At 67.7% G+C, this 22713-nt stretch carries 19 protein-coding genes; 1 reads left to right on the forward strand and 18 read right to left on the reverse strand.

Annotated features, from left to right (window positions below):
- Positions 1-47 precede the first annotated feature (47 nt).
- From argJ to QC821_RS09255, 3 genes are all read right to left on the reverse strand, one after another.
- On the reverse strand, positions 48-1256 hold the full coding sequence (argJ, locus tag QC821_RS09245) for a bifunctional glutamate N-acetyltransferase/amino-acid acetyltransferase ArgJ (RefSeq protein WP_309720064.1): 1209 nt from the start codon (positions 1254-1256) through the stop codon (positions 48-50).
- A 17-nt stretch (positions 1257-1273) separates the two neighbouring features.
- Entirely contained in the window at positions 1274-4006 is a 2733-nt protein-coding gene (gene secA / locus QC821_RS09250) for a preprotein translocase subunit SecA (protein ID WP_309720067.1), read from the reverse strand.
- Between the two features lie 84 nt (positions 4007-4090).
- On the reverse strand, positions 4091-4477 hold the full coding sequence (locus tag QC821_RS09255; RefSeq protein WP_309720070.1) for a hypothetical protein: 387 nt from the start codon (positions 4475-4477) through the stop codon (positions 4091-4093).
- Between the two features lie 65 nt (positions 4478-4542).
- Here QC821_RS09255 and QC821_RS09260 point away from each other — a divergent pair, with 65 nt between their 5' ends.
- The gene (locus QC821_RS09260) at positions 4543-5010 is read left to right on the forward strand and encodes a DUF721 domain-containing protein (protein WP_309720072.1); all 468 of its coding nucleotides are present in this window, start codon (positions 4543-4545) and stop codon (positions 5008-5010) included.
- Positions 5011-5120: 110 nt separating this feature from the next.
- Here QC821_RS09260 and lpxC read toward each other — a convergent pair whose 3' ends face one another.
- The 15 genes from lpxC to rsmH form a co-directional block, all read right to left on the reverse strand.
- Positions 5121-6032: a UDP-3-O-acyl-N-acetylglucosamine deacetylase gene (gene lpxC, locus QC821_RS09265; RefSeq protein ID WP_095622101.1), complete on the reverse strand. Its 912-nt coding sequence runs from the start codon at positions 6030-6032 to the stop codon at positions 5121-5123.
- 111 nt (positions 6033-6143) lie between these two features.
- Positions 6144-7313 (reverse strand): cell division protein FtsZ, encoded by a 1170-nt coding sequence (gene ftsZ, locus QC821_RS09270; RefSeq protein ID WP_309720076.1) that lies wholly within the window; start codon positions 7311-7313, stop codon positions 6144-6146.
- A gap of 33 nt (positions 7314-7346) precedes the next feature.
- Entirely contained in the window at positions 7347-8636 is a 1290-nt protein-coding gene (ftsA, locus tag QC821_RS09275; protein WP_095622099.1) for a cell division protein FtsA, read from the reverse strand.
- A gap of 199 nt (positions 8637-8835) precedes the next feature.
- The gene (locus QC821_RS09280) at positions 8836-9564 is read right to left on the reverse strand and encodes a cell division protein FtsQ/DivIB (protein WP_309720083.1); all 729 of its coding nucleotides are present in this window, start codon (positions 9562-9564) and stop codon (positions 8836-8838) included.
- A 6-nt stretch (positions 9565-9570) separates the two neighbouring features.
- Positions 9571-10512: a D-alanine--D-alanine ligase gene (locus QC821_RS09285; RefSeq protein ID WP_309720086.1), complete on the reverse strand. Its 942-nt coding sequence runs from the start codon at positions 10510-10512 to the stop codon at positions 9571-9573.
- Positions 10509-11921 carry a UDP-N-acetylmuramate--L-alanine ligase gene (murC, locus tag QC821_RS09290; RefSeq protein WP_309720764.1) on the reverse strand — a complete coding sequence of 471 codons (1413 nt, stop codon included), beginning with the start codon at positions 11919-11921 and terminating at the stop codon, positions 10509-10511. Before murC ends, QC821_RS09285 begins: the two co-directional genes overlap by 4 nt.
- 37 nt (positions 11922-11958) lie before the next feature.
- The gene (gene murG, locus QC821_RS09295) at positions 11959-13011 is read right to left on the reverse strand and encodes an undecaprenyldiphospho-muramoylpentapeptide beta-N-acetylglucosaminyltransferase (RefSeq protein ID WP_309720766.1); all 1053 of its coding nucleotides are present in this window, start codon (positions 13009-13011) and stop codon (positions 11959-11961) included.
- Positions 13012-13040: 29 nt separating this feature from the next.
- On the reverse strand, positions 13041-14264 hold the full coding sequence (ftsW, locus tag QC821_RS09300; RefSeq protein WP_309720088.1) for a putative lipid II flippase FtsW: 1224 nt from the start codon (positions 14262-14264) through the stop codon (positions 13041-13043).
- Positions 14261-15634: a UDP-N-acetylmuramoyl-L-alanine--D-glutamate ligase gene (gene murD, locus QC821_RS09305; protein WP_309720768.1), complete on the reverse strand. Its 1374-nt coding sequence runs from the start codon at positions 15632-15634 to the stop codon at positions 14261-14263. The genes ftsW and murD overlap by 4 nt, the downstream gene beginning before the upstream one ends.
- A gap of 40 nt (positions 15635-15674) precedes the next feature.
- Entirely contained in the window at positions 15675-16757 is a 1083-nt protein-coding gene (mraY, locus tag QC821_RS09310; protein ID WP_309720093.1) for a phospho-N-acetylmuramoyl-pentapeptide-transferase, read from the reverse strand.
- Positions 16758-16766: 9 nt separating this feature from the next.
- Positions 16767-18149 carry a UDP-N-acetylmuramoyl-tripeptide--D-alanyl-D-alanine ligase gene (locus QC821_RS09315; RefSeq protein WP_309720096.1) on the reverse strand — a complete coding sequence of 461 codons (1383 nt, stop codon included), beginning with the start codon at positions 18147-18149 and terminating at the stop codon, positions 16767-16769.
- Complete coding sequence (locus QC821_RS09320; RefSeq protein WP_309720099.1) at positions 18146-19645, reverse strand: UDP-N-acetylmuramoyl-L-alanyl-D-glutamate--2,6-diaminopimelate ligase; 1500 nt, start codon at positions 19643-19645, stop codon at positions 18146-18148. Before QC821_RS09320 ends, QC821_RS09315 begins: the two co-directional genes overlap by 4 nt.
- 11 nt (positions 19646-19656) lie before the next feature.
- Positions 19657-21408: a peptidoglycan D,D-transpeptidase FtsI family protein gene (locus QC821_RS09325; RefSeq protein ID WP_309720102.1), complete on the reverse strand. Its 1752-nt coding sequence runs from the start codon at positions 21406-21408 to the stop codon at positions 19657-19659.
- Positions 21405-21719, reverse strand: coding sequence for a cell division protein FtsL (ftsL, locus tag QC821_RS09330; RefSeq protein WP_309720105.1), 315 nt, complete (start codon positions 21717-21719; stop codon positions 21405-21407). Before ftsL ends, QC821_RS09325 begins: the two co-directional genes overlap by 4 nt.
- Before the next feature lie 9 nt (positions 21720-21728).
- Positions 21729-22685: a 16S rRNA (cytosine(1402)-N(4))-methyltransferase RsmH gene (gene rsmH, locus QC821_RS09335; RefSeq protein WP_309720108.1), complete on the reverse strand. Its 957-nt coding sequence runs from the start codon at positions 22683-22685 to the stop codon at positions 21729-21731.
- Positions 22686-22713 lie beyond the last annotated feature (28 nt).

A 22713-nucleotide genomic window follows, 5' to 3' on the forward strand; every position in this document is an offset into this window, starting at 1 on the left:
CCTTGTCTTCACGGGCGCACCCGTACTTCTCTCAGCGTTAACCACGCTCAACTGCGGTAGTCGGCGTTGATCGATACATACTCATGGGACAGATCCGAGGTCCACACCGTGGCGTCGGCCTCGCCGCGCCCCAGCCGGATGCGAATGGCGATCTCATCGCCGGCCATCACCGCACTGCCGGCCTCCTCGGTGTAGCTGGCAGCGCGTCCGCCGTGTTCGACCAGGCGTACGTCACCCAGGTCGATGACCACCCGGTCGACGTCGAAGTCGGCCACCGGGGCGCGCCCCACCGCCGCCAGGATCCGTCCCCAGTTGGCATCCGACGCGTAGAGCGCGGTCTTGACCAGCGGCGAATGCGCCACGGTAAAGGCTACGTCGAGCGCTTCCTGGCGCGAACGCGCCTGGCTCACGTCGAGGGTCACGAACTTGGTCGCGCCCTCGCCGTCGCGGATGATCGCCTGGGCCAGCTCGACCAGCACGCCGTCGAGCGCCGCGCGGAAACGCGCCACGTCATCCTCGGCGCTAACCGCCGCCCCCTGCCCGGTGGCGATCAGCATGCAGGCGTCGTTGGTGGAGGTGTCGCTGTCCACGGTGATGCAGTTGAACGAGCGTGCCACCCCCTCGCGCAGCCACTGCTCCAGGTCGGCCTGGGCGATGCTGGCATCGGTGGCGACGAAGCCGAGCATGGTCGCCATGTTGGGCTGAATCATCCCCGAGCCCTTACTGATGCCGCTGATGGTCACCGTCTGGCCGCCTATCTCGAGGCTGGCCGTGGCCCCCTTGGGGCGGGTATCGGTGGTCAGGATGCCCTCGGCGGCGGCAGCCCAGCCGTCGGCGGCGAGGCTGTCGAGCGCCGCGGGCAGGCCCGCCAGAAGCCGCTGCATGGGCAGCGGCTCGCCGATCACCCCGGTGGAGAACGGCAGCACGGCGGTGCCCGCCACCTCAGCCAGGCGACCCAGCTCGGCACAGCTGGCCTCGGCGTCGCGCATGCCCAGCTCACCAGTGCCGGCGTTGGCATTGCCGGTATTGATCAGCAGGTAGCGCGGGGTCTCCAAGGCCAGGTGGCGCTTGGCAACGTGCACCGGCGCCGCGCAGAAGGCATTGCGCGTGAAGGTCCCCGCCACCGTGGCGCCGGGGGCGATTTCGATCACTACCAGGTCGCGGCGGTCCGGCTTCTTGATCCCGGCCATGGCGGTACCCAGCCGCACCCCCTCGATTGCCGGCAGCGCCGGAAACGTGCCCTTGCCTACCGCCATGTGCTTCTCTCCTCGTATCAGCTCAGTTTGCCGCAGCACTGCTTGTACTTCTTGCCCGACCCACAGCTGCAGGGGTCGTTACGCCCTACCTTGGGGCCTGCACGGCGCACCGGGCGGCCGTCGGCGCCCGGTGCCGGCTGGGCGCGCTCGGCATCCGCCGCCGGATCGTCGTCGAGCGCCTCATGGCGCGTCGCGGCGCCCGCCTTCTGACGTTCCAGCTCCTCGCGACGCTTACGCTCCAGCTCCTCGACCTCGTCCGGACGGCGCACCTTGACGTGACTCAGGATGCGCGTGATATCGGACTTGATGTTGATCAGCAGATCCTGGAACAGGGTGAAGGATTCGCGCTTGTACTCCTGCTTGGGATTCTTCTGCGCATAGCCGCGCAGGTGAATGCCGCGGCGCAGGTGGTCCATGGCCTGCAGGTGCTCCTTCCAGCGTGAGTCGAGGACCTGCAGCATGACCTGTTTCTCGAAGCGCCGCATCAGCTCTTCGCCGACGGTCTCGACCTTGGCGGCATAAACCTCGCGATGCTGGGTCTGCAGCCGCTCACGCAGCTGCTCCTCGTGGAAGCGATCATCGTCCTTGGCCCACTGCACCACCGGCGCATCGATATTGAACTCGGTCCTGAGGTGCTCCTGGAGCCCCTCGAGGTCCCACTGCTCCTGCAGGCTCTGGGGCGGCACGAACTCGCTGATCGCCAGATCGAGGACCTCTTCGCGGATGCCCAGCACGTTTTCGGAGACATCGTCGGCGCCGAGGATCTCGTTGCGCTGCTCGTAGATCACCTTGCGCTGGGCATTGGCCACGTCGTCGTACTCGAGCAGCTGCTTGCGGATGTCGAAGTTGCGGCTCTCGACCTTCTTCTGCGCCCGCTCGACGGCATTCGAGACCATCTTGTGCTCGATCGCCTCGCCGCGCTCCAGGCCCAGGGCCTGCATCAGGCGCTGCACGCGGTCGGAGCCGAACAGCCGCATCAGGCTGTCCTCCAGCGACAGGAAGAAGCGCGTCGAGCCGGGGTCGCCCTGGCGCCCCGAGCGGCCGCGCAGCTGGTTGTCGATGCGCCGTGACTCGTGGCGCTCGGAGCCGATCACGTGCAGGCCGCCGGCCGCCAGCACCGCCTCGTGACGCGCCTGCCAGTCGGCCTTGGCGCGCTCGATGTCGGCGCTGCTGGGATCGTCAAGCTTGGCGACCTCGGCCTCCCAGTTGCCGCCCAGCACGATGTCGGTACCGCGACCGGCCATGTTAGTGGCGATGGTGATGGCGCCGGGACGCCCGGCCTGGGCGATGATCTCGGCCTCGCTCTGGTGCTGCTTGGCGTTGAGTACGTTGAAGTCGAGCTTGGCCTGGCGCATCAGGTCGGCGAGATACTCCGACGTCTCGATCGACGCGGTACCCACCAGCACCGGGCGGCCGGCCTCGGTCTCGGCCTGGACCTCCTTGATGATCGCCTCGAACTTCTCCTCGGCGGTGAGATAGACCAGGTCGTTGAGATCCTTGCGCGCCAGCGGCCGATTGGTGGGAATCACCATCACATCGAGGCCGTAGATCTGGCGGAACTCGAAGGCTTCGGTGTCGGCAGTACCGGTCATCCCGGCCAGCTTGTCGTAGAGGCGGAAGTAGTTCTGGAAGGTGGTCGAGGCCAGGGTCTGGCTCTCGCGCTGCACCGTCACGCCCTCCTTGGCCTCAACCGCCTGGTGCAGGCCCTCCGACCAGCGCCGGCCGGGCATGCTGCGCCCGGTGTGCTCGTCGACGATCACCACCTGGCCGTCGTTGACGATATAGTCGACGTCGCGCTGATAGAGGTGGCGTGCGCGCAGCGCCGAGTGCATGTGCTGCAGCAGGTTGAGATTCTGCGCCGCGTAGAGCGAGTCATGCTCGCCGAGCAGCCCCTCACCGCGCATCAGCTCCTCGACCCGGTTGTGGCCCTCTTCGGTCAGCTCGACCTGCTTCTGCTTCTCGTCGAGGAAAAAATCACCGCTGGTCGGATCCTCAGGGTCGCTGCACTTGGTCAGGCCCTGCGCCAGGCGATCGACGACCTTGTACATCTCGGTGTTCTCTTCCACCGGGCCGGAGATGATCAGCGGCGTGCGCGCCTCGTCGATCAGGATCGAGTCGACCTCGTCGACGATGGCGTAGTGCAGTCCCCGCTGGACCTTGTCCTCCAGCGAAAACGCCATGTTGTCACGCAGGTAGTCGAAGCCGAACTCGTTGTTGGTGCCATAGGTGATGTCGCAAGCGTAGGCGGCACGCTTCTCCTCGCCGTTCTGGCCGGAGTAGATGGTGCCCACCGACAGCCCCAGGAACTCGTACAGCGGGCGCATCCACTCGGCATCGCGGCGCGCCAGGTAGTCGTTGACGGTGACCACGTGGACACCCTTGCCGGGCAGCGAGTTGAGATATACCGCCAGGGTCGCCACCAGGGTCTTGCCCTCGCCGGTCTTCATCTCGGCGATGCGCCCGCGGTGCAGGGCGAGACCGCCGATCATCTGCACATCGAAGTGGCGCATCCCCATCACCCGCTTGCTCGCCTCGCGCACCGCGGCAAAGGCCTCGGGCAGCAGGCGGTCGAGGGTCTCGCCGCCGGCCAGGCGCTCGCGCAACTCGGAACTGACGTTACTCAACGCGGCATCATCGAGGGCTTCAAAGCGCGCCTCGAGCTGATTGATCTCGCCGACCGGCTTGGCCAGGCGTTTGACTTCACGGTCGTTCTTGGAGCCGACCATCTTGCGTAACATGGAATTCAACATTGCGTGTTCACTCGTAGCGTGTATCGATACGCGGCGCATCGACCGCCATTACGCGGTCGCCGCTGGTGCCCTTCGAGGGCGGCGTCAGGCGCGGGGAGCGAACATGAGAGGGGGACCACGGCGTGACAGAACATCGACGCCGGCGACCCTGCGCAGCATGGGCGACACGGCACTTGGGCGCCAGGTTCTACGCAGCACCCGGGGACGACGACGCAGCTGCGGTAGCCAGCGCCGTCGGCGCGCCTGGCGCTGGCGCTCGGCGCGAATGCTATCCGGCACCAGCCAGCAAATCTGCACCACGCGACTGACCAGGCGCACATCGCCCTGGGCCAGCCCCGCGGGCAGCAGGCAGCCAACCAGCAGGCCGGCCAGCCACCAGCGGCCGCGCAGCCGGCGTCGCGAACTGCTGGTTACGTCACGACCGCCATCCGGCGGCAGCGCCTCGCGTGAGGCAGGCTCGGCGTGACTCATGCTGTCGATGTACTCTCTGGCATGCTAGATTGCCCGTTATCGATTGGCGTCCTAAGTGCAAGCCCATGAGTATAAAGGTTAAGCGTTTCCGCGCCCAGCCCGTGGCCCGGCTACTCGGTGGCAAGGGCGAACTTGGCGGACTGATGCGCATGGCACAGCTGATCGGACGCGCCCAGGAACTGCTGCGCGAGCAGCTGCCCGACGAGGTAGCCGAGCACGTCTTCGTCGGCGGCTACCGTGAGGGCAAGTTGACCCTGATCACCGACCGCGCGGTATGGCTGACCTGGCTGCGCTACGAGCAGCCGCGCCTGCTGGCACTGCTGCACCAGCATCGCGAGTTCGAGGCAGTGCTCGGCTTCACCCTCAAGGTACGCCCGGTACGGCCGCCCAAGGCACCGCCGCGCCAGGCCCGCGAGCTCTCGGCCAGCGCCGCCGACGAACTGTCGAGCTGTGCCGCCGATACCGACGACCCGCGCCTCAAGCGCGCCCTGGAACGACTCGCCGGCCACGCCGAACGCGGCAATTCGCACTAACCCGCCGACACGGCATACAAAAAGCGCCGCTTCCGTGAAGAAGCGGCGCGTACATCAGCCCTGGTACCCAGCAAATCTAGTTTTCCGCCGACGCCGGCCGGCGGCAGCGCTTACGCCATCGCCGGCGCAGCGTAGGAGATCGGCGCGCGCTGCGCCGCGTCCTCGAAGGTGACGATTTCGAACGAGTCGGGGTTCGCCAGCATCTCGCGGCACAGCTGGTTGTTCAGCGCATGCCCCGACTTGATGCCGCGGAACTCGCCGATCAGGCTGTAGCCGAGCTGGTAGAGATCGCCGATAGCGTCCAGCACCTTGTGCTTGACGAATTCATCGTCGTAGCGCAGCCCGCCTTCATTGACGATGCGGTAGTCGTCGACAACGATGGCATTGTCGAGGCTGCCGCCCAGCGCCAGGTTATGGGAGCGCAGGAATTCCAGATCGCGCATGAAACCGAACGTGCGCGCCCGCGACACCTCCTTGACGAACGACGTGGTCGAAAAGTCCACCGAGGTGGTCTGTTCACGCAGCTCGCTGACGGGGTGATCGAAATCGATGGCGAAGGCCACCTTGAAGCCGTTGTGCGGCAGGAAGCGGGCTTCCTTGTCATCGTCGCGCACCACGATCTCGCGCTTGATGCGGATGAACTTCTTGGCCGCCTGCTGCTCCTCGATGCCCGCCGACTGGATCAGGAACACGAAGGGGCCGGCACTACCGTCCATGATCGGCACTTCAGGCGCGCTGACATCGACGAAGGCGTTATCGATGCCGAGACCGGCAAAGGCCGACATCAGATGCTCGACGGTGGCCACCTTGACACCGTCCTGGGACAGCGCCGTGCACATGGTGGTATCGGTGACGTTCTCGGCGCGGGCCGGAATCATCACCTGGGGCTCGAGGTCGGTGCGCACGAAAATGATGCCGGTATTGGCCGGCGCCGGGCGCAGCGTCAGGTATACCTTTTCACCAGAGTGCAGGCCGACACCGGTCGCACGAATGGTGTTCTTGAGGGTTCGTTGTCTAATCATGGGCAGTAGCCAGGCTGATATTAGTTATCAAACACTGTTCACTATAACAGCGAACGAGCGTTTCAACAAAAAAAACATCCCTGACCCCACCTATGCCGTCGATAGCACGCCTCAATCGGCCTGGCGGCGCAGGAACGCCGGGATGTCCAGGTAGTCATCGAGCTCCTGGGACTTGCGCTTCTCGGCCCGCGCCTTGACCGCCGCTTCCTGCTCGGACTTGGCCGCCTGCTGGCGCATTACCGCCGGCTGCTGCTGCAGGGTGCGGTAGTCGGTCGACTCGGGACGCGCCGCCACGTTCTCGCGCGGTGCGGCCTTCTGCTGGCGGCCTTCGAGGCCCGCCGCGACCACGGTGACGCGCAGCTCATCGGTCATGTCCATGTCGATGGAAGTACCCACGACGATGGTGGCGTCCTGGGAGGCGAACTCCTGGACGGTGGCACCCACGTCGTTGAACTCGCCGATCGACAGATCCGGCCCGGCGGTGATATTGACCAGAATGCCGCGTGCGCCGTGCAGATCGATATCTTCCAGCAGCGGGCTCTTGATGGCCTTCTCGGCAGCCTCGCGGGCGCGGTTCTCGCCGGTGGCGCCGCCAGTGCCCATCATCGCCATACCCATCTCGGACATCACGGTGCGCACGTCGGCAAAGTCGACGTTGATGATGCCGGGGCTAGTGATCAGCTCGGCGATGCCCTGCACCGCGCCCAGCAGCACGTCGTTGGCAGCGCTGAAGGCGGTCAACAGGCTGGCGTTCTTGCCCAGCACCGCGAGCAGCTTTTCATTGGGAATGGTGATCAGCGAGTCGACGTGCTCGGAGAGCTCCTTCATGCCCTCCTCGGCGGCACGCATGCGCTTGGGCCCCTCGAAGGGGAACGGCCGGGTCACCACCGCCACGGTGAGGATACCCAGCTCCTTGGCCACCTGAGCGACCACCGGCGCACCACCGGTGCCGGTGCCGCCGCCCATGCCGGCGGTGATGAAGACCATGTCGGCCCCACCGAGCAGCTCGGCGATGCGCTCGCGATCTTCCATCGCTGCCTGGCGGCCAACATCGGGACTGGCTCCAGCCCCCAGCCCCTTGGTGATCTCGCTGCCGAGCTGGAGCACGGTCTTGGCGGCCACGCGCTTGAGCGCCTGGGCGTCGGTGTTGGCGCAGATGAACTCGACGCCTTCGATGTTGCTCTCGACCATGTGATTGACAGCATTGCCGCCGCCGCCGCCGACGCCGATCACCTTGATGACCGCGCTGCTTGAGGGTGCGTTATCTACCAGTTCGAACATAAGCCCCGTCTCCTGGACCGCTCGCGGCCCGTATCAGAAATTTCCTTTGAACCAGCCCTTGATCTTGTCCAGTGCCGGAAAACCGTCCTTGAGTCCCCGCCGGGAGACGTCCTCCCTCTTCGGCTGTGCCGATAGTACTCGTCCGTGGCCGTGGAGGCCATGCCCCTGCCTGGCGTCACGCATGCCGTAATGTAGCAAACCGACCCCGGTGGAATAAATCGGATTGCGCACCACATCGGCCAGACCGCGGACATTCTGCGGACTGGCGATACGCACCGGCATGTGGAATATCTCCTCGGCCAGCTCGACCACGCCTTCCATCCGCGAGGTGCCGCCGGTGAGTACCACCCCCGCCGCCACCAGATCTTCGTAGCCGCTGCGCCGCAGTTCCTCGCGCACCAGCGTGAACAACTCTTCATAGCGCGGCTCGACCACCTCGGCCAGGGCCTGACGCGACAGGTCCCGGGCAGGGCGCTCGCCGACGCTCGGCACCTTGATCATCTCATCGCTTGAAGCCAGCTGGGTCAGCGCGCAGGCGTACTTGACCTTGATGTCTTCAGCGTATTGGGTCGGCGTGCGCAGCGCCATGGCAATGTCATTGGTGACCTGGTCGCCGGCAATGGGAATCACCGCGGTGTGCCGAATGGCACCCTCGGTGAACACCGCGATATCGGTAGTACCGCCACCGATGTCGACCATGCACACACCCAGCTCACGCTCATCCTCGGTCAACACCGCATGGCTCGAGGCCAGCTGCTCGAGGATGATGGCGTCGACCTCGAGGCCGCAGCGCCGCACGCACTTCTCGATATTCTGCACCGCATTGAGTGCCGCAGTGACCAGGTGTACCTGCGCCTCGAGGCGCACCCCGGACATGCCCAGCGGCTCGCGAATGCCGCCCTGCTTGTCGATGGAGAACTCCTGGGGCAGCACATGCAGTACCCGCTGCCCTTCGGAGATAGCCCGCGCCCGCGCCGAATCGATTACCCGTTCGATATCGTAGGTGCTGACCTCGCGCTCCTTGATCGCCACCACGCCGTCGGAATTCATCGAGCTGATATGGCTGCCGGCGATGCCGACATAGACCGAATGAATATCGCAACCGGCCATCAGTTCGGCCTCTTCCACGGCGCGCTGAATCGACTGCACCGTGGATTCGATATTGATCACCACGCCCTTCTTCATGCCCCGCGACGGATGCGAACCGATGCCGGCAATTTCAATACCGCCATCGTCGGTGGGTTGCCCCACGATCGCCACGACCTTGGATGTTCCGATATCCAGCCCGACTACCATATTGGAAGCGTTGGGTTGTCCTGCCATGGGTCGCGGTCACTCCTCAAACTTGTCGGTATTAAGTGTCCATTAAAGTGCGTCATTAGACATAGGCACAATTATAGGAACAACTTGTGTTGTTTCACCAGTAGTCGATGAAAAACATACGTCAGAATACGGGGCTTTTTAAATAAAAGGAACACCCCATAGCGAGACCTGGCGGGAAGTCAGCGAAAAAAAGCGGTTATCAGCCCTGCTCTTCGTCGTCACTCCCAGTCTCGGTTTCTCCATGCCAGGCAACCGCCACGCCGTTGGGATAACGCAAATCGATGTAGCGTATATGCGACGCCTGGGCACCCAGCTGGCGCTGCCAAGCGGCGCTCAAACGTGCCAGACGTGCGTCGCGGTCATTACGCCCAAGCATCACCCAGGCGCCATCGTCGAGCTGCAGACGCCACGCGCCGCGCGCCTCGAGTCGCAGCTGGGTGATGGTCAAGCCAAGGGTATCGAGCCGCGCCGACAGGTCATGGTAATAGGCCAGCACTTCGGGCCCACTGCCCGCCGGGCCGGCAAGATCGGCGAGGTCGCCGGGCGGCGACACTGGCCCGAAAGCGAAGGGCTCGCCCTCGGGGTTGAGCAGGAAATCGTCGTTCCAACGCGCCACCGGCACCTGCTCGACCAGCTCGAAGGTCAGCGCATTGGGCCACTCCCGGGAGACGCGCACTTCCGCCAGCCACTCCACGTCGCGGGCCTCGCGGCGCAGCTCGCCGAGGTCCACCGACAGCCAGGTACGCCCCTGGATCAGCGGCGCCAGCTCCTCGCGCAGGTAGCCGGCACTGACATGGCTCAGCTCGCCGCTGATGGAGACCCGCTCCACCGGGCGGTCGAGCCACAGCCACAGCGCACGGCCACCCGCCACCATCAGCACCACAAACAGCATCAGCCCGACCAGGGACCCCCTCGCGGCTTGACTCATGAGGCCTCAGCGCTCCCTGGGGTGGTCGAGGGTGGTGGCCAGGATGCGCCGCACCAGGGCGTCGAAGTCGTAGCCGGCGTGGGCCGCCGACTGCGGCACCAGGCTGTGATCGGTCATGCCGGGGACGGTATTGACCTCGAGCAGCCAGAAGCGACTCTCGGCATCGCGCATCACGTCGACCCTGCCCCAGCCCTCACCGCCGATGGCCGCAAAGGCGCGCCGGCACAGCTCACCGAGTTCGGCTTCTTCGGCGGCAGCAAGTCCACACGGCAGGTGATAGCGAGTGTCGTTGGAGATGTACTTGGCTTCGTAATCATAGAAGCCGCTGGGCACTTCGACGCGAATCGGCGGCAGCGTCTCGTCGCCGAGCAGAGACACCGTATATTCGGGCCCCTGGATAAAGCGCTCGGCCATCACCTGGGCATCGAAACGCGCCGCTTCGTGATAGGCCGCAACCAGCGCCTCACGGCTGTCGACGATGCTGATGCCAAGCGTCGAGCCCTCGTGCACCGGCTTGACGATCAGCGGCAGGCCGAGCCGCTCGCAGACCCGATCCCAGTCGGCATCCTCAGCGAGAATCACGCTCTCGGGGGTAGGCAGGCCCAGCGCCTGCCACACCTGCTTGGTGCGCTGCTTGTCCATGCCCAGCGACGAGGCCAGCACGCCGCTACCAGTGTAGGGAATCCCGAGCAGTTCCAGCGCGCCCTGCAGGGTGCCATCTTCGCCGCCGCGCCCGTGCATGGCGATGAAGACCCGGTCAGGGGCCAGCGCCTCGAGACCGGCGAGTCCACCGTCGGCCAGATCATAGCCGCTCACCTCGATGCCACTGCGCTGCAGCGAGGCAAGCACCGCGGCACCGCTCATCAGCGACACCTCGCGTTCGGCGGAGTGACCGCCAAACAGCACCACCACACGGCCGCAGGCGTCACGCAAGGATGCATCCGTCATAGTGCCACCTCGTCGAGATTCAACTGCGCTTCGGCCAGCGCCTGGGCGATACCGCCCACGTCGCCGGCGCCCTGGGTGATCAGGATATCGCCGGGGCGCAGCACATTGGCGAGCAGCCCCGGCAGTTCGGCCTTGCTGGCAACGAACAGCGGATCGACCTTGCCCCGCTGACGGATCGAGCCGGCCAGGCTACGCCCCTCGGCGCCGGGTAGCGGCGCCTCACCGGCGCTGTAGACATCCAGTAGCAGCAGCGTATCGACCCCGGACAGTACCCGCACGAAGTCCTCGTAGAGATCGCGGGTCCGCGAATAGCGGTGCGGCTGGTAGACCATCACCAGCCGCCGCTCGGGCCAGCCGGCGCGCACCGCGCGGATCACCATCTCCACCTCGCGGGGGTGGTGGCCATAGTCGTCGACCAGCATCACCTCGCCGTCGCCACCCGGCGAGGCGAAATTGCCGTGCACCTGAAAGCGCCGCCCGACGCCGGCGAATCCGGCCAGGCCGCGCTGGATCGCCGCATCGCTGACGCCGGCATCGCTGGCCACGGCGATCGCCGCCAACGCATTGAGGGCGTTGTGCTCACCGGGCATCGCCAGCCGCACCGCGAGCGGCGCCAGTCCGCCGGGACGGTGCGCCGTGAAGTGCACCTCGCCGGCTTGCTGCACGAAGTCGGTGATACGGTAGTCGGCGTCGGCGCTGAAGCCGTAGGTAACGAACTGGCGATGTACGTCGTCGAGCAGCCCGCGCACGTGGTCGTCGTCGATGCACAGGATCGCCAGGCCGTAGAACGGCAGGTTGTGCAGAAACTCGATGAAGGTGCCCTTGAGCCGCTCGAAGTCGCCGCCGTAGGTGGCCATGTGGTCGGCATCGATATTGGTGACGACCGACACCATCGGCTGCAGATGCAGGAAGGAGGCGTCCGACTCGTCGGCCTCGGCGACCAGGTAGTCGCCCTCGCCGAGGCGCGCATTGGTGCCGGCGCTGGTCAACTTGCCGCCGATCACGAAGGTCGGGTCGAGGCCGTCTTCGGCCAGCAGGGTGGCGGTCATGCTGGTGGTGGTGGTCTTGCCGTGGGTGCCGGCCACCGCGATGCCGTGGCGAAAGCGCATCAGCTCGGCGAGCATCTCGGCGCGCCGCACCACCGGCACGCGGTGCTCGTGGGCCCAGCGAATCTCGGGATTGCTGGCATCCACCGCGGTCGACACCACCACCACGTCGGCGCCTTCGGCATGGCGCTGGTGATGGCCGATCCAGACGTCGACGCCACAGCCGCGCAGATGCTCGACCACGCTCGAGGCCTTGAGGTCGCTACCACTCACCCGATAACCCTGGTTGGCGAGCACCTCGGCGATGCCGCACATGCCGGCACCGCCAATGCCCACGAAGTGAATGCGCCGGATGCGCCGCATGCCGAGGCCGGCGCGGCTGGCTTGTGAAGCGTTGATATCAGTCAAAAGCAGTCTCCATGCAGCCGGCCACCAGGCGTTCGATGGCGTCGAGGCGCGCTTCGCCTCGCGCCTGCACGGCCATGGCGGCAAGCGTCTCGGGGGCCAGCAGCGCCTGCAGGCGCGCGGCCAGGGAATCTGGGGTCAGGGTCGCCTGGGGCATCAGCTCGGCGGCCCCGGCATCCACCAGCGCCTGTGCGTTGGCGGTCTGATGATCGTCTACCGCATGCGGAAAGGGCACGAACAGCGACGGCTTGGCGGCGGCGGCCAGCTCGGCCACGGTCAGCGCACCGGCGCGGCACACCACCAGGTCGGCCCAGTCGTAGGCCGCCGCCATGTCGTCGATGAATTCGCTGACCTCGGCGCTGACCCCGGCAGCGGCGTAGGCCTGGCGGGTCGCCTCGGCCTTGTCGCGCCCGGCCTGGTGATGCATCACCGGGCGCTGCTCCTCCGGCAGCCGGGCAAGCGCCGCCGGCAGGCACTGGTTGAGCGCCTGGGCGCCCAGCGAGCCGCCCACCACCAGCAGGCGCAGCGGCCGCTGGGCCATCGCCGCGGCGCTACGCGGCTGGGCTCCCAGGGCGGCGATCTCTTCGCGCACCGGGTTACCCACCGCCTCGGCACGCCCGCCGAAGGCCTGGGGAAAGGCGGCGTAGACGCGCCGCGCCAGGCGCGACAGCGCCTTGTTGGTCAGCCCGGCCACGGCGTTCTGTTCGTGGATGATCAGCGGCCGGCGCATCAGCCACGCCGCCAGCCCGCCGGGGCCGCTGGCGAAGCCGCCGAGGCCCACCACCAGCTGCGGGTCGAGCTCGCGGATCACCCCACGCGCCTGAGCTACGGCACGCAGCAGCCGCCACGGCGCCTTCAACCAGCCGGCGGCGCCGTTACCGCGCAGGCCGGCGATGTCGATGTGGTGCAGCGGGATACCGGCATCCGGCACCAGGCGATTCTCGATGCCACGCGGGCTGCCCAGCCACTCGACGTGGACATCCTTGGCGGCCAGGCCGCGTGCCAGCGATAGCGCAGGAATCACATGTCCGCCGGTACCACCGGCCATGATCAATACGCGCCGCGGAAAGCGCTGACTCACTTGGCGTCTCCTGTCGAACGTGCAGCGCCGGCGCTGCGCGCCCGCGGTGCGGTGGGTTGGGCACGCCGCATGGCGCGCCGCGTCTCGGCATCGGCGCGAATCAGCAGGCCAATCATCGCCGCGCTGACCAGCAGGCTCGACCCGCCGTAGCTGAGCAGCGGCAGCGTCAGTCCCTTGGTCGGCAGCATACCGGTGCTCACCGCGATATTGATGAACGCCTGGGAGCCGATCACCAGCGCGATACCGTAGCTGAGATAGGCGGCGAACGGCAGCCGGGCAAGCTCCGCGCGACGGCCGATGGTCAGCGCACGAAACACCAGCAGCGCAAAGAGTCCAACCACCGCGATGGCACCGAACAGGCCGAGCTCCTCGGCGATCACGGCAAACACGAAGTCGGTATGCGCCTCGGGCAGGTAGAAGAGTTTCTGCACGCTGTTGCCCAGCCCCAGCCCCAGCCAGTGCCCACGGCCAAAGGCGATCAGCGCCTGGGTCAGCTGGTAGCCGCTGGCGAACTGATCGGCCCAGGGGTCGGCGAAACTGGTCAGGCGTGCCAGGCGATAGGGTTCGGCAATGGCGACATAAAACCCCAGCAGCCCCACCACGATCAGCAGCAGCCCGAAACGCCACAGCGGCGCACCGGCCATCAGCAGCATGCCCATCACGCAGCCGGTCATCACTACTACCGCGCCGTAGTCGGGCGCCAGGATCAACAGCAGTGCAATCACGGCGACCACCAGCAGCGGGCGCAGGAAGGCGCCCCAGTGCTGGCGCACCTCGGCCAGGAAGCGCTCCAGGTAGCCGGCCATGTAGGCGATCAGGCACAGCTTGGTGACCTCGGAGGCCTGCAGGTTGAAAGGCACGCCGGGCAGTGACAGCCAGCGCTTGCTGCCGTTGATCTCGCGACCGAAGATCAGCACCAGCGCCAGCAGCACGATCCCGACCAGCAGCAGCAGCGGGCCGTTGACCTTCCACCACACCAGCGGTACCCGCGACACGCCGATCCCCACGCCCAGCGCCATCACCACGAAGATGCCGTGGCGGATGCTGAAGTAATAGGGATTGCCGGTGAGGCTCGAGGCCACCTCGGTGGAGGCCGAGGTAACCATCACCCAGCCGATCAACAGCAGCGACATAGCCGCCAGCAGCAGCCAGGCGTCGAACGGCTGATCCGCGGTAGAGAAGCGCGCCCCCCAGGAGCGCCGTCGGGTCCCAGCCTTCATGCGTCAACCTCCCTCTGCCGGGCCAATACCCAGCGGCGGAAATGTTCGCCACGCTCCTGGTAGTTGGCGAACTGATCGAAACTCGCGCAGGCCGGCGACAGCAGCACGCAGTCGCCGGGGCTCGCCAGGGTTTGCGCCAGCGCCATGGCGGCGTCGAGGTCGGCTACCGGATGCACCGGCAGCGCCCCCTCAAGGCTGCGCGCCAGGCGCTCGCCGTCGAGGCCGAAGACCACCACGGCGCGGGCGTGCGCGGCGAGCGGGGCACTCAGCGGGCTGAAATCCGCGCCCTTGCCGACTCCGCCGGCCAGCAGGATCAGCTTGCCGTCGAGGGTCGGCCCGAGCCCGGCGATCGCCGCCAGGGTGGCACCGACGTTGGTACCCTTGGAGTCGTTGATCCAGGCCACGCCCTGCCACTCGGCGATCAGTTCGCCGCGATGCGCCAGGCCGGCAAAGCGCATCAGGACCTCGTGCATGGCGTCCAGCGGCAGGTCGAGGCGCGCGCCCATGGCCAGGGCTGCCAGCGCATTGGCCTGATTGTGCCGCCCGCGCAGGCGCACGTCACGAGCGGCCAGCAGCGGGCGGCTGCCGCACATCAGCCAGGGCTCGGCCCCGTCGCCGGCATCGTGGTTGGCGATGCCCCACTCCTGCTCGGCCGGGGCCGTCACGGTGAAACGCTCGAGCTGCGCCGGCGGCGCCTCGAGGGGCCAGGTCAGGGGATCGTCGGCATTGACCACCGCATGGCGGGCGCCGCGGAAGATACCCTGCTTGGCCCGGCGATAGCCGTCGAGGTCGCCGTGGCGGTCGAGGTGATCCTCGCAGAGGTTGAGAAAGGCGACGGTCTCGGCGCCCAGCCGCGGTGTGGTCTCGAGCTGGAAGCTCGACAGCTCGAGCACGTAGAAGTCGGCGTCCGGCGCGTCGTGGAGCAGGTCGAGAGCCGGCGTGCCGAGGTTGCCGCCGACCGCCACCCGGCGCCCCGCCTGCTGGGCCATCTCGCCGAGCAGGGTGGTCACGGTGGACTTGGCGTTGGAGCCGGTGATGGCGGCGATCGGCGCCCGCGCGGCGCGCACGAACAGCGCGATCTCGCCCACCACCAGCGGCTCGCCGGTGGCCGCCCGGGTGCGTCCGGCCAGTTCGGCGAGCCCCGGTGTGGCGGGGTCGACCCCGGGGCTCAGCACCACCTCCTCGACCTCGCTCAAGTCGAGACCGGTGAGCGGCCCGCAGTAGATCTCGACGCCCGGGTGGGCGGCGTGGAAGTCGTCGAGCCCGGGCGGCGCCGAGCGGGTATCGGCGACCATGTAAGGCACCTTGCGGCGGCTCAGGTGGCGACATATCGCCCGCCCCGAGATACCCAGCCCCACTACCAGCGTCATGCCCGCCGGTACGCTGACCCGTGTCGCTGCCTGAGCCACGTCAGCGCACCTTCAGGGTGGCCAGGCCGACCAGCACCAGCACCACCGTGATGATCCAGAAACGCACGATGACCCGCGGCTCAGGCCAGCCCTTGAGCTCAAAGTGGTGATGCAGCGGCGCCATGCGAAAGATCCGCCGGCCAGTCAACTTGTAGGAGCCGACCTGCAGGATCACCGACACCGTCTCCATCACGAACACCCCGCCCATGATGAACAGCACGATCTCCTGGCGCACGATAACCGCGACCACGCCCAGCGCCGCACCCAGCGCCAGCGCGCCGACATCGCCCATGAAGACCTGGGCCGGGTAGGTGTTGAACCACAGGAACCCCAGCCCGGCACCGGCAATGGTCGCGCAGAACACCGCCAGCTCGCCGGCGCCGGGAATCATCGGAATCTGCAGGTAGTTGGCAAATACCGCATTGCCGCTGGCATAGGCGAATACCGCCAGGCCCATGGCCACCAGCACGGTGGGCATGATGGCCAGGCCGTCGAGGCCGTCGGTGAGGTTGACCGCATTGGAACTGCCGACGATCACGAAGTAGGTCAGCACGATGAAGAACACCCCCATCGGCACCACGATGTCCTTGAATAGCGGCACGATCAGGCTGGTCTCCACCGGGCTCGCCGCGGTGGTATAGAGCAGCACCGCGGCGGCCAGGCCGATCACCGACTGCCAGAGGTACTTCCAGCGCGCCGGCAGGCCGCGCGGGTTCTTCTCCACCACCTTGCGGTAGTCGTCGACCCAGCCAATCGCACCGAAGCCCAGCGTGACGCCGAGTACGATCCACACGTAGTGGTTGGCAAGGTCTCCCCACAGCAGGGTGCTCACGGCGATCGCCATCAGGATCATCGCCCCGCCCATGGTCGGCGTACCCGCCTTGGAAAGGTGCGACTGGGGGCCGTCGTCACGCACCGCCTGGCCGATCTGCCGCTCGACCAGGCGGCGGATCATCAGCGGTCCCAGCCACAGGCAGAGCAGCAGTGCGGTGATGGTCCCCAGGATCATGCGCAGGGTGAGGTAGTTGAAGACATTGAAGGCGCTCTGGAATTGCGCCAGAAAATTGGCCAGATAAAGCAGCATGTGTCGCGTTCACCTTGATGCATCAGCGCGCAGGGCGGCAATCACTCGTTCCATGCCGGCACTGCGCGAGCCCTTGACCAGCACGCTGGCCCCTGGCGGCAGATGGTTGAGGGCATGGCGCACCAGCGCCTCCCAGTCGTCGAAATGGCAGCCGGCAGCCCCGCAGGCCAGAGCGGCCTGGCGCGCGGCATCACCGGTGGTGCCGAGAAAATCGATCCCTTTCTCCTGCGCATAGCGTCCGACCTCGGCATGCAGCCGCGGCGACGCCTCGCCCAACTCGCCCATGACGCCCAACAGGCACCAGCGCGGTCCCGGCATGTCGGCCAACGCATCCAGTGCCGCTTTCACCGCGCCGGGGTTGGCATTATAGGTATCATCTATCAGCCGCGTGTCGCGCAGGCCCGCGACCACGGCCATGCGCCCCGCCATCGGCGCCGCTGCCGCGAGCCCAGTGACCACGGCATCACCGTCGAGCCCCATGGCCAGGGCCGCTGCTGCTGCTGCCAGCGCGTTGGCCACGCTATGACGGCCCAGCAGCGCAAGCGTCACGCGGCCCAGTTGTCGACCATCGAACGACAGCGTGAAAGCATAGCGCCCCAGCTCGTCACAGGCCAGCGCTCCGGCCGTGACCCGCGCCGCGGCATCGCTGAGACTGAAGTCAATCACCTCATGCTCGCCGGCCAGGCGTCGCCACAGCGGGTAGAAGCGGTCGTCACGGTTGAGCACCGCCACCCCACGCGGCCCGAGGCCGGCGAGGATCTCAGCCTTGGCCTGGGCAATCTGGCCCATGCCACCGAACTCGCCGACGTGGGCGCCGGTGACATTGGTGATCAGCGCCACGTCGGGCACCGCCAGCGCAGTGGTCCAGGCGATCTCGCCCAGATGGTTGGCGCCCAGCTCGACCACCGCATGGCGATGCTCGCCGCGCAGCTCGAGCAGGGTCAACGGCGCACCGATATCGTTGTTGAGGTTACCGCGGGTGGCCAGCGTCGCCCCCTGCTGGGCGAGTAGCCCGGCGAGCAGTTCCTTGACCGAGGTCTTGCCGCTATTGCCGGTAATCGCCGCCAGCTGCCGCCCACCGGCCTGCCCCCAGGCCCGCCGCCGCGCCAGCCCCAACAACCCCAGGGCGAGGCGACTATCGGGCACCACCAGCTGCGGCAGCGGATCGTCGAGGCGCTGCTCGACCACCGCCGCCGCCGCGCCGGCGGCACGCGCCTGGGCAATGAAATCGTGGCCATCGAAGCGCTCGCCGCGCAGCGCCACGAACAGCGCCCCCGCTGCCAGCGCCCGGGTGTCGGTGGTGATGGCGCCGAGCGCCAGCCCCGCTGGGTCCGGCGCCGCCACGCCGAGCGCCGCAGCCACCTCGCCGAGGGTATTGAGTCCCGCATTCATGGGCGTTCTCCGCGCCGTGCCAGCGCCGCTTCGGCCTCGGCCAGGTCGCTGAAGGCGTGGCGCACGCCGGCGATCTCCTGATAGGCCTCATGGCCCTTGCCGGCGATCAGCACGATGTCCTCGGGCTCGGCCGCGGCCAGCGTACGAGCAATCGCCTCGCGGCGGCCATCGATCTCCCACACGCTGTCGGCCTGGGGTGCGCTCAAGCCGGCGCGAATCGCCCCGCGAATCGCTGCCGGGTCTTCACTGCGCGGATTGTCGTCACTGATCACTACCCGCCCGGCCTGAGCCTCGGCGACCTGCCCCATCAGCGGCCGCTTGCCGGGATCGCGATCACCGCCGCAGCCGAACAGGCACCACAGGGTCGCCGTCTCTCCGAGGTGGGCGCGCAGCGCGCGCAGGGCATTGTCGAGGGCATCCGGCGTGTGCGCATAGTCGACCACCACGCTCGGCCCGCCGGGCGCCGCCAGGCGCTGCATGCGTCCGGGCACCGGCGCAAGCGCGGCGGCCGCCTCCAGCAGCGCGTCGAGATCCTCCCCCAGGCCGTAGAGCGTGGCCATCGCCAGCAGTACGTTATCGAGATTGAAGCGTCCCATCAGCGCCAGCTCCAGCACCCGCTCGCCCAGCGGCGTGGCGATCAGCGCACGCTGGCCGGACGCGTGGGGCAGCCACTCGACGACCCTCAGCGTGGTCGCCTCATCCTCGCCGCAGGCCAGCACCCGCACCCGCTCCGAGATCCCGGCCAGCATCAGCCGCGCCAGCGGATCGTCGGCGTTGACCACCGCCAGTTCGAGCTCGTCGCGCTTGAACAGCTGCGCCTTGGCCGCGGCATAGGCCGCCATGCTGGGGTGGTAGTCGAGGTGGTCGCGACTCAGGTTGGTGAACACCCCCGCCGCCAGCCGACAGCCGGCCAGGCGCCCCTGGTCGAGGGCGTGGGATGAAACCTCCATGGCCACCCGCGTGACGCCCTGGTCGCCGAGCTCGCCGAGTGCGGCCTGCAGCGCCAGCGGCCCGGGAGTGGTATGGCCGCTATCGGCCAGGCTACCGACGCGACCGGCGCCAAGGGTGCCGACCACGCCGCAGGGTCGCCCCAGCGCTTCGCTCAGTGCGGCAATGTAGTGGGTCACCGAACTCTTGCCGTTGGTACCGGTGACGCCGATCAGCTCCAGGTTCTCCGCTACGTTGAACAGCTCGCGCCCCAGCGCACCCAGCTGCGCCTTGAGCCCGGGCAGTCCGAGCACGCGCGGATCCACCGGCGGCGACTCGCCGTCGTCGAGATGATAGAGCACCGCCGCGACCCCAGCGGCCAGCGCCTGGGCCACGTAATCGCGGCCATCGACGTTGACCCCCGGCAGCGCCACGAACAGATCGCCGGCCGCCAGCCGGCGACTGTCGAGCTCGAGGCGCAGGTACTCGGTGGCGGGAAGGCGCGAGACCGCGGCGTCGGGCCAGCGTTCGCTCAGCGCCTGGGTCAGTCGTTGGCGATCGACCTGCATCTGATGTCCTTTCAGGGGGGGATGGGCTCGAGGTTCTGCCGGTCGACCTCGACCGGCTCGCTGCGCTGGTCCGGCGGCACGTCGAGCAGGCGCAGCGCATTGCCGACGACTCGCGAGAACACCGGTGCCGCTACCGCCCCGCCATAGTACTCGCCGCCGCGGGGGTGATCGATCATCACCACCGTGACGATACGCGGGTCGGAGACCGGCGCAATGCCGGCGAATACGCTGCGATAGGCGTCCTCGGCGTAGCCGCCGGCGGCGGTCTTGCGCACCGTGCCGGTCTTGCCGGCGACCCGGTAGCCGGGTACCGCCGCGCGCCGGCCGCCGGTGGTGGGCTGCACCGACTCTTCCATGATCCGCAGCAGATCATAGGCCACCCGCGGGTCGATGGCCGGGGTGCTGGTCGGCGGCTCGTCGAGCTTGAGCAGCGACGGCGACAGCCGCTCGCCCTGGTTGGCGATGGCGGTGTAGGCACTGGCCAGCTGCAGGGTCGACACCGACATGCCGTAACCATACGAGAGCGCCGCGCGCTGGCTGCGCGACCAGCGCGTCGGCGCCGGCAGGGTGCCGGTGGATTCGCCGGGGTAGCCGGTCTCGGGGCTCTGGCCGAGCCCCAATTGACGATACTTGTCGGGCACCGCGGTTTCGTCGAGCTCGAGGACGATGCGCGACATGCCGATATTCGACGACTTCTCGAGGATCTCGGCGAGGTCGAGTTCGCCATAGTTGCGGAAATCGCGAATCGTGAAGCGGTCGATGCGCATCCAGCCCGGCGCGGTGTCGATCACCGTGTCGCGGCTGTACTCGCCGCTCTCCAGCGCCGCGGCCATGGCCAATGGCTTCATCACCGACCCCGGCTCGAAGACGTCGACGATGGCCTGGTTACGCAGGCCGCGCGGGTCGATACCGGCACGGTTGTTGGGGTTGTAGGAGGGCTGGTTGGCCATCGCCAGCACCTCGCCGGTGCGCGCATCCATCATCACCAGGCTGCCGCCATCGGCGCCGTGCTCGGTCACCGCCGCCTTGAGCTCACGATAGGCCATGTACTGCAGGCGCTGGTCGATGGCCAGCGTCAGGTCGCCGCCGGGGCGCGCCTCGCGCAGCAGCTGCAGGTCGCGTACCAGTCGCCCGCGCCGGTCCTTGAGTACGCGCCGCTGCCCCGGGGTGCCGGCCAGATAGGGCTGATAGGCCAGCTCGAGCCCCTCCTGCCCCTGGTCGTCGACATTGGTCACGCCAAGCAGCTGGGCGGCCACCTCCCCGGCCGGGTAGTAACGCCGGTACTCGTTCTGCCCGTAGACCCCGGGTAGGCGCAGGTCGAGGACCCGCTGGGCGTCGTCCGGGGTCTGCATGCGCCGCAGGTACATGAACTCACGCTCACTGAAGCGCGCCAGGCGCTCGTTGAGCTGATCGAGGTCGGTACCCAGCGCCTGGGCCAGCATTAGCCGCTGGATGGTGTCTTCCGGCAGCTCCTGGGGATTGACCCACAGGCTTACCACCGGCGTGGAGATGGCCAGCGGCTCGCCGTTGCGATCGGTGATCATGCCGCGGTGGGCGGGGATGGTATCGGTGCGCAGGGTGCGGGCGTCGCCCTGCCCCTGCAGGAAGGGGCGATCGATCACGTGAAGGTTGACGATGCGCACCGCCAGCAGGCCCAGGCCGATCAGCACCAGCGCCACCATCAGCACATAGCGCCCGCCGCCCAGCGGCTGGGTGGGCGGCGGCCGGCGCGGCGTCACTGCATCCCGGGGGTCGGCTCTCATGGGCGAATGACCTCGACCTCGTTGACATCGGGCAGGCGCATGTCCAGGCGCTCGATGGCCAGGCGCTCGATGCGCGCCGGCGACGACCAGGCGCTCTCCTCGAGCAGCAGTTGCCCCCACTCGGTCTGCAGCTGATTCTGCTCACGCTCGAGCTGCTGCAGGCGGGCATACTGCACGCGAGTCAGGTGGCTGGAGGCGATCACCGCCATGGCGCTGGCCAGCGTGGCCACCACCAGTGCCGTCACAACTACCAGGTTCAGCCGTTGACGCCATCCCGACAGCCCGGCAAACCGCTTGCGTCGCTGACTCATCGCCTGCCCCTAGCTCCGCTTGCGCGCGGCGCGCAGTACGGCACTGCGCGCCCGGGGGTTGTCGTCGACCTCGTCGGCACTGGCGCGGCGTGCCTTGCCCAGCGCTTCGAGACGACGCTCCAACTGATCATCGCGGATCGGCATGCCGCGGGGCAAATGGCTATCGCCACGTACGTGATCGCGAATGAAACGCTTGACCCGCCGGTCCTCCAGCGAGTGAAAGCTGATCACTACCAGGTGCCCCCCGGGCGCCAGCGCCTCCAGCGCTGCCTCGAGCGCCGCATCGAGCTGCTCCAGCTCGCCGTTGACCTGGATACGCAGCGCCTGGAAGACCCGCGTGGCAGGATGCTTGTGCTTCTCCCAGGCCGGGTGGGCAGTCTTGACCACCTCGGCAAGGTCCGCGGTGCGGGTGAAGGGACGTTCGCCACGGCGGGCGATGATCGCCCGCGCCAGCCGCTTGGCGTAGCGCTCCTCGCCGTAGGCCTTGAACACGCCGGTCATCTCCGACTCGCCGGCACGCGCCAGGAACTGCGCCGCGCTCTCGCCCTGGTCGGGGTCCATGCGCATGTCCAGCGGCCCATCGCGCAGGAAGCTGAAGCCACGCTCGGGGTCGTCGAGCTGCGGCGACGAGACGCCGATATCGAGCAATATGCCGGCCAGCTTGCCGTGCACGCCGTGGGACTCGGCGATCTCGCCGAGTCGCGCAAACTCGCCGCGCTCGATGCTGAAACGCGGGTCGTCGATGCTGCCGGCGGCGGCCAGCGCCTCGGGATCACGGTCGATGGCGAGGAGACGGCCGCCGTCGCCGAGCCGCTCGAGGATCGCCCGCGAGTGGCCGCCGCGTCCGAAGGTACCGTCCAGATAAACGCCGTCGGGGTCGTGCAGCAGCGCCTCAACCGCACCGTCGAGCAGTACGCTCGAGTGTCGATAGGAGGACGGGGCCGCGGCATTCTCGGGTGAGGACATGAATTTCTCGATGCGGGAACTGCGGGTG

It is taken from the genome of Franzmannia qiaohouensis (assembly GCF_031451695.1).
GTDB lineage: Bacteria > Pseudomonadota > Gammaproteobacteria > Pseudomonadales > Halomonadaceae > Franzmannia > Franzmannia qiaohouensis.

Bases quoted from the DNA above. Each gene is read 5' to 3' on its own strand.
- QC821_RS09320 (WP_309720099.1), bottom strand. From the start codon at position 19,645: ATGCAGGTCGATCGCCAACGACTGACCCAGGCGCTGAGCGAACGCTGG.
- QC821_RS09280 (WP_309720083.1), bottom strand. From the start codon at position 9,564: ATGAGTCAAGCCGCGAGGGGGTCCCTGGTCGGGCTGATGCTGTTTGTG.
- QC821_RS09285 (WP_309720086.1), bottom strand. From the start codon at position 10,512: ATGACGGATGCATCCTTGCGTGACGCCTGCGGCCGTGTGGTGGTGCTG.
- ftsZ (WP_309720076.1), bottom strand. From the start codon at position 7,313: ATGTTCGAACTGGTAGATAACGCACCCTCAAGCAGCGCGGTCATCAAG.
- argJ (WP_309720064.1), bottom strand. From the start codon at position 1,256: ATGGCGGTAGGCAAGGGCACGTTTCCGGCGCTGCCGGCAATCGAGGGG.
- QC821_RS09315 (WP_309720096.1), bottom strand. From the start codon at position 18,149: ATGAATGCGGGACTCAATACCCTCGGCGAGGTGGCTGCGGCGCTCGGC.
- QC821_RS09260 (WP_309720072.1), top strand. From the start codon at position 4,543: ATGAGTATAAAGGTTAAGCGTTTCCGCGCCCAGCCCGTGGCCCGGCTA.
- lpxC (WP_095622101.1), bottom strand. From the start codon at position 6,032: ATGATTAGACAACGAACCCTCAAGAACACCATTCGTGCGACCGGTGTC.
- murC (WP_309720764.1), bottom strand. From the start codon at position 11,921: ATGCGGCGCATCCGGCGCATTCACTTCGTGGGCATTGGCGGTGCCGGC.
- rsmH (WP_309720108.1), bottom strand. From the start codon at position 22,685: ATGTCCTCACCCGAGAATGCCGCGGCCCCGTCCTCCTATCGACACTCG.
- ftsA (WP_095622099.1), bottom strand. From the start codon at position 8,636: ATGGCAGGACAACCCAACGCTTCCAATATGGTAGTCGGGCTGGATATC.
- mraY (WP_309720093.1), bottom strand. From the start codon at position 16,757: ATGCTGCTTTATCTGGCCAATTTTCTGGCGCAATTCCAGAGCGCCTTC.
- ftsW (WP_309720088.1), bottom strand. From the start codon at position 14,264: ATGAAGGCTGGGACCCGACGGCGCTCCTGGGGGGCGCGCTTCTCTACC.
- murG (WP_309720766.1), bottom strand. From the start codon at position 13,011: ATGGCCGGTGGTACCGGCGGACATGTGATTCCTGCGCTATCGCTGGCA.
- QC821_RS09325 (WP_309720102.1), bottom strand. From the start codon at position 21,408: ATGAGAGCCGACCCCCGGGATGCAGTGACGCCGCGCCGGCCGCCGCCC.
- secA (WP_309720067.1), bottom strand. From the start codon at position 4,006: ATGTTGAATTCCATGTTACGCAAGATGGTCGGCTCCAAGAACGACCGT.
- QC821_RS09255 (WP_309720070.1), bottom strand. From the start codon at position 4,477: ATGAGTCACGCCGAGCCTGCCTCACGCGAGGCGCTGCCGCCGGATGGC.
- ftsL (WP_309720105.1), bottom strand. From the start codon at position 21,719: ATGAGTCAGCGACGCAAGCGGTTTGCCGGGCTGTCGGGATGGCGTCAA.
- murD (WP_309720768.1), bottom strand. From the start codon at position 15,634: ATGACGCTGGTAGTGGGGCTGGGTATCTCGGGGCGGGCGATATGTCGC.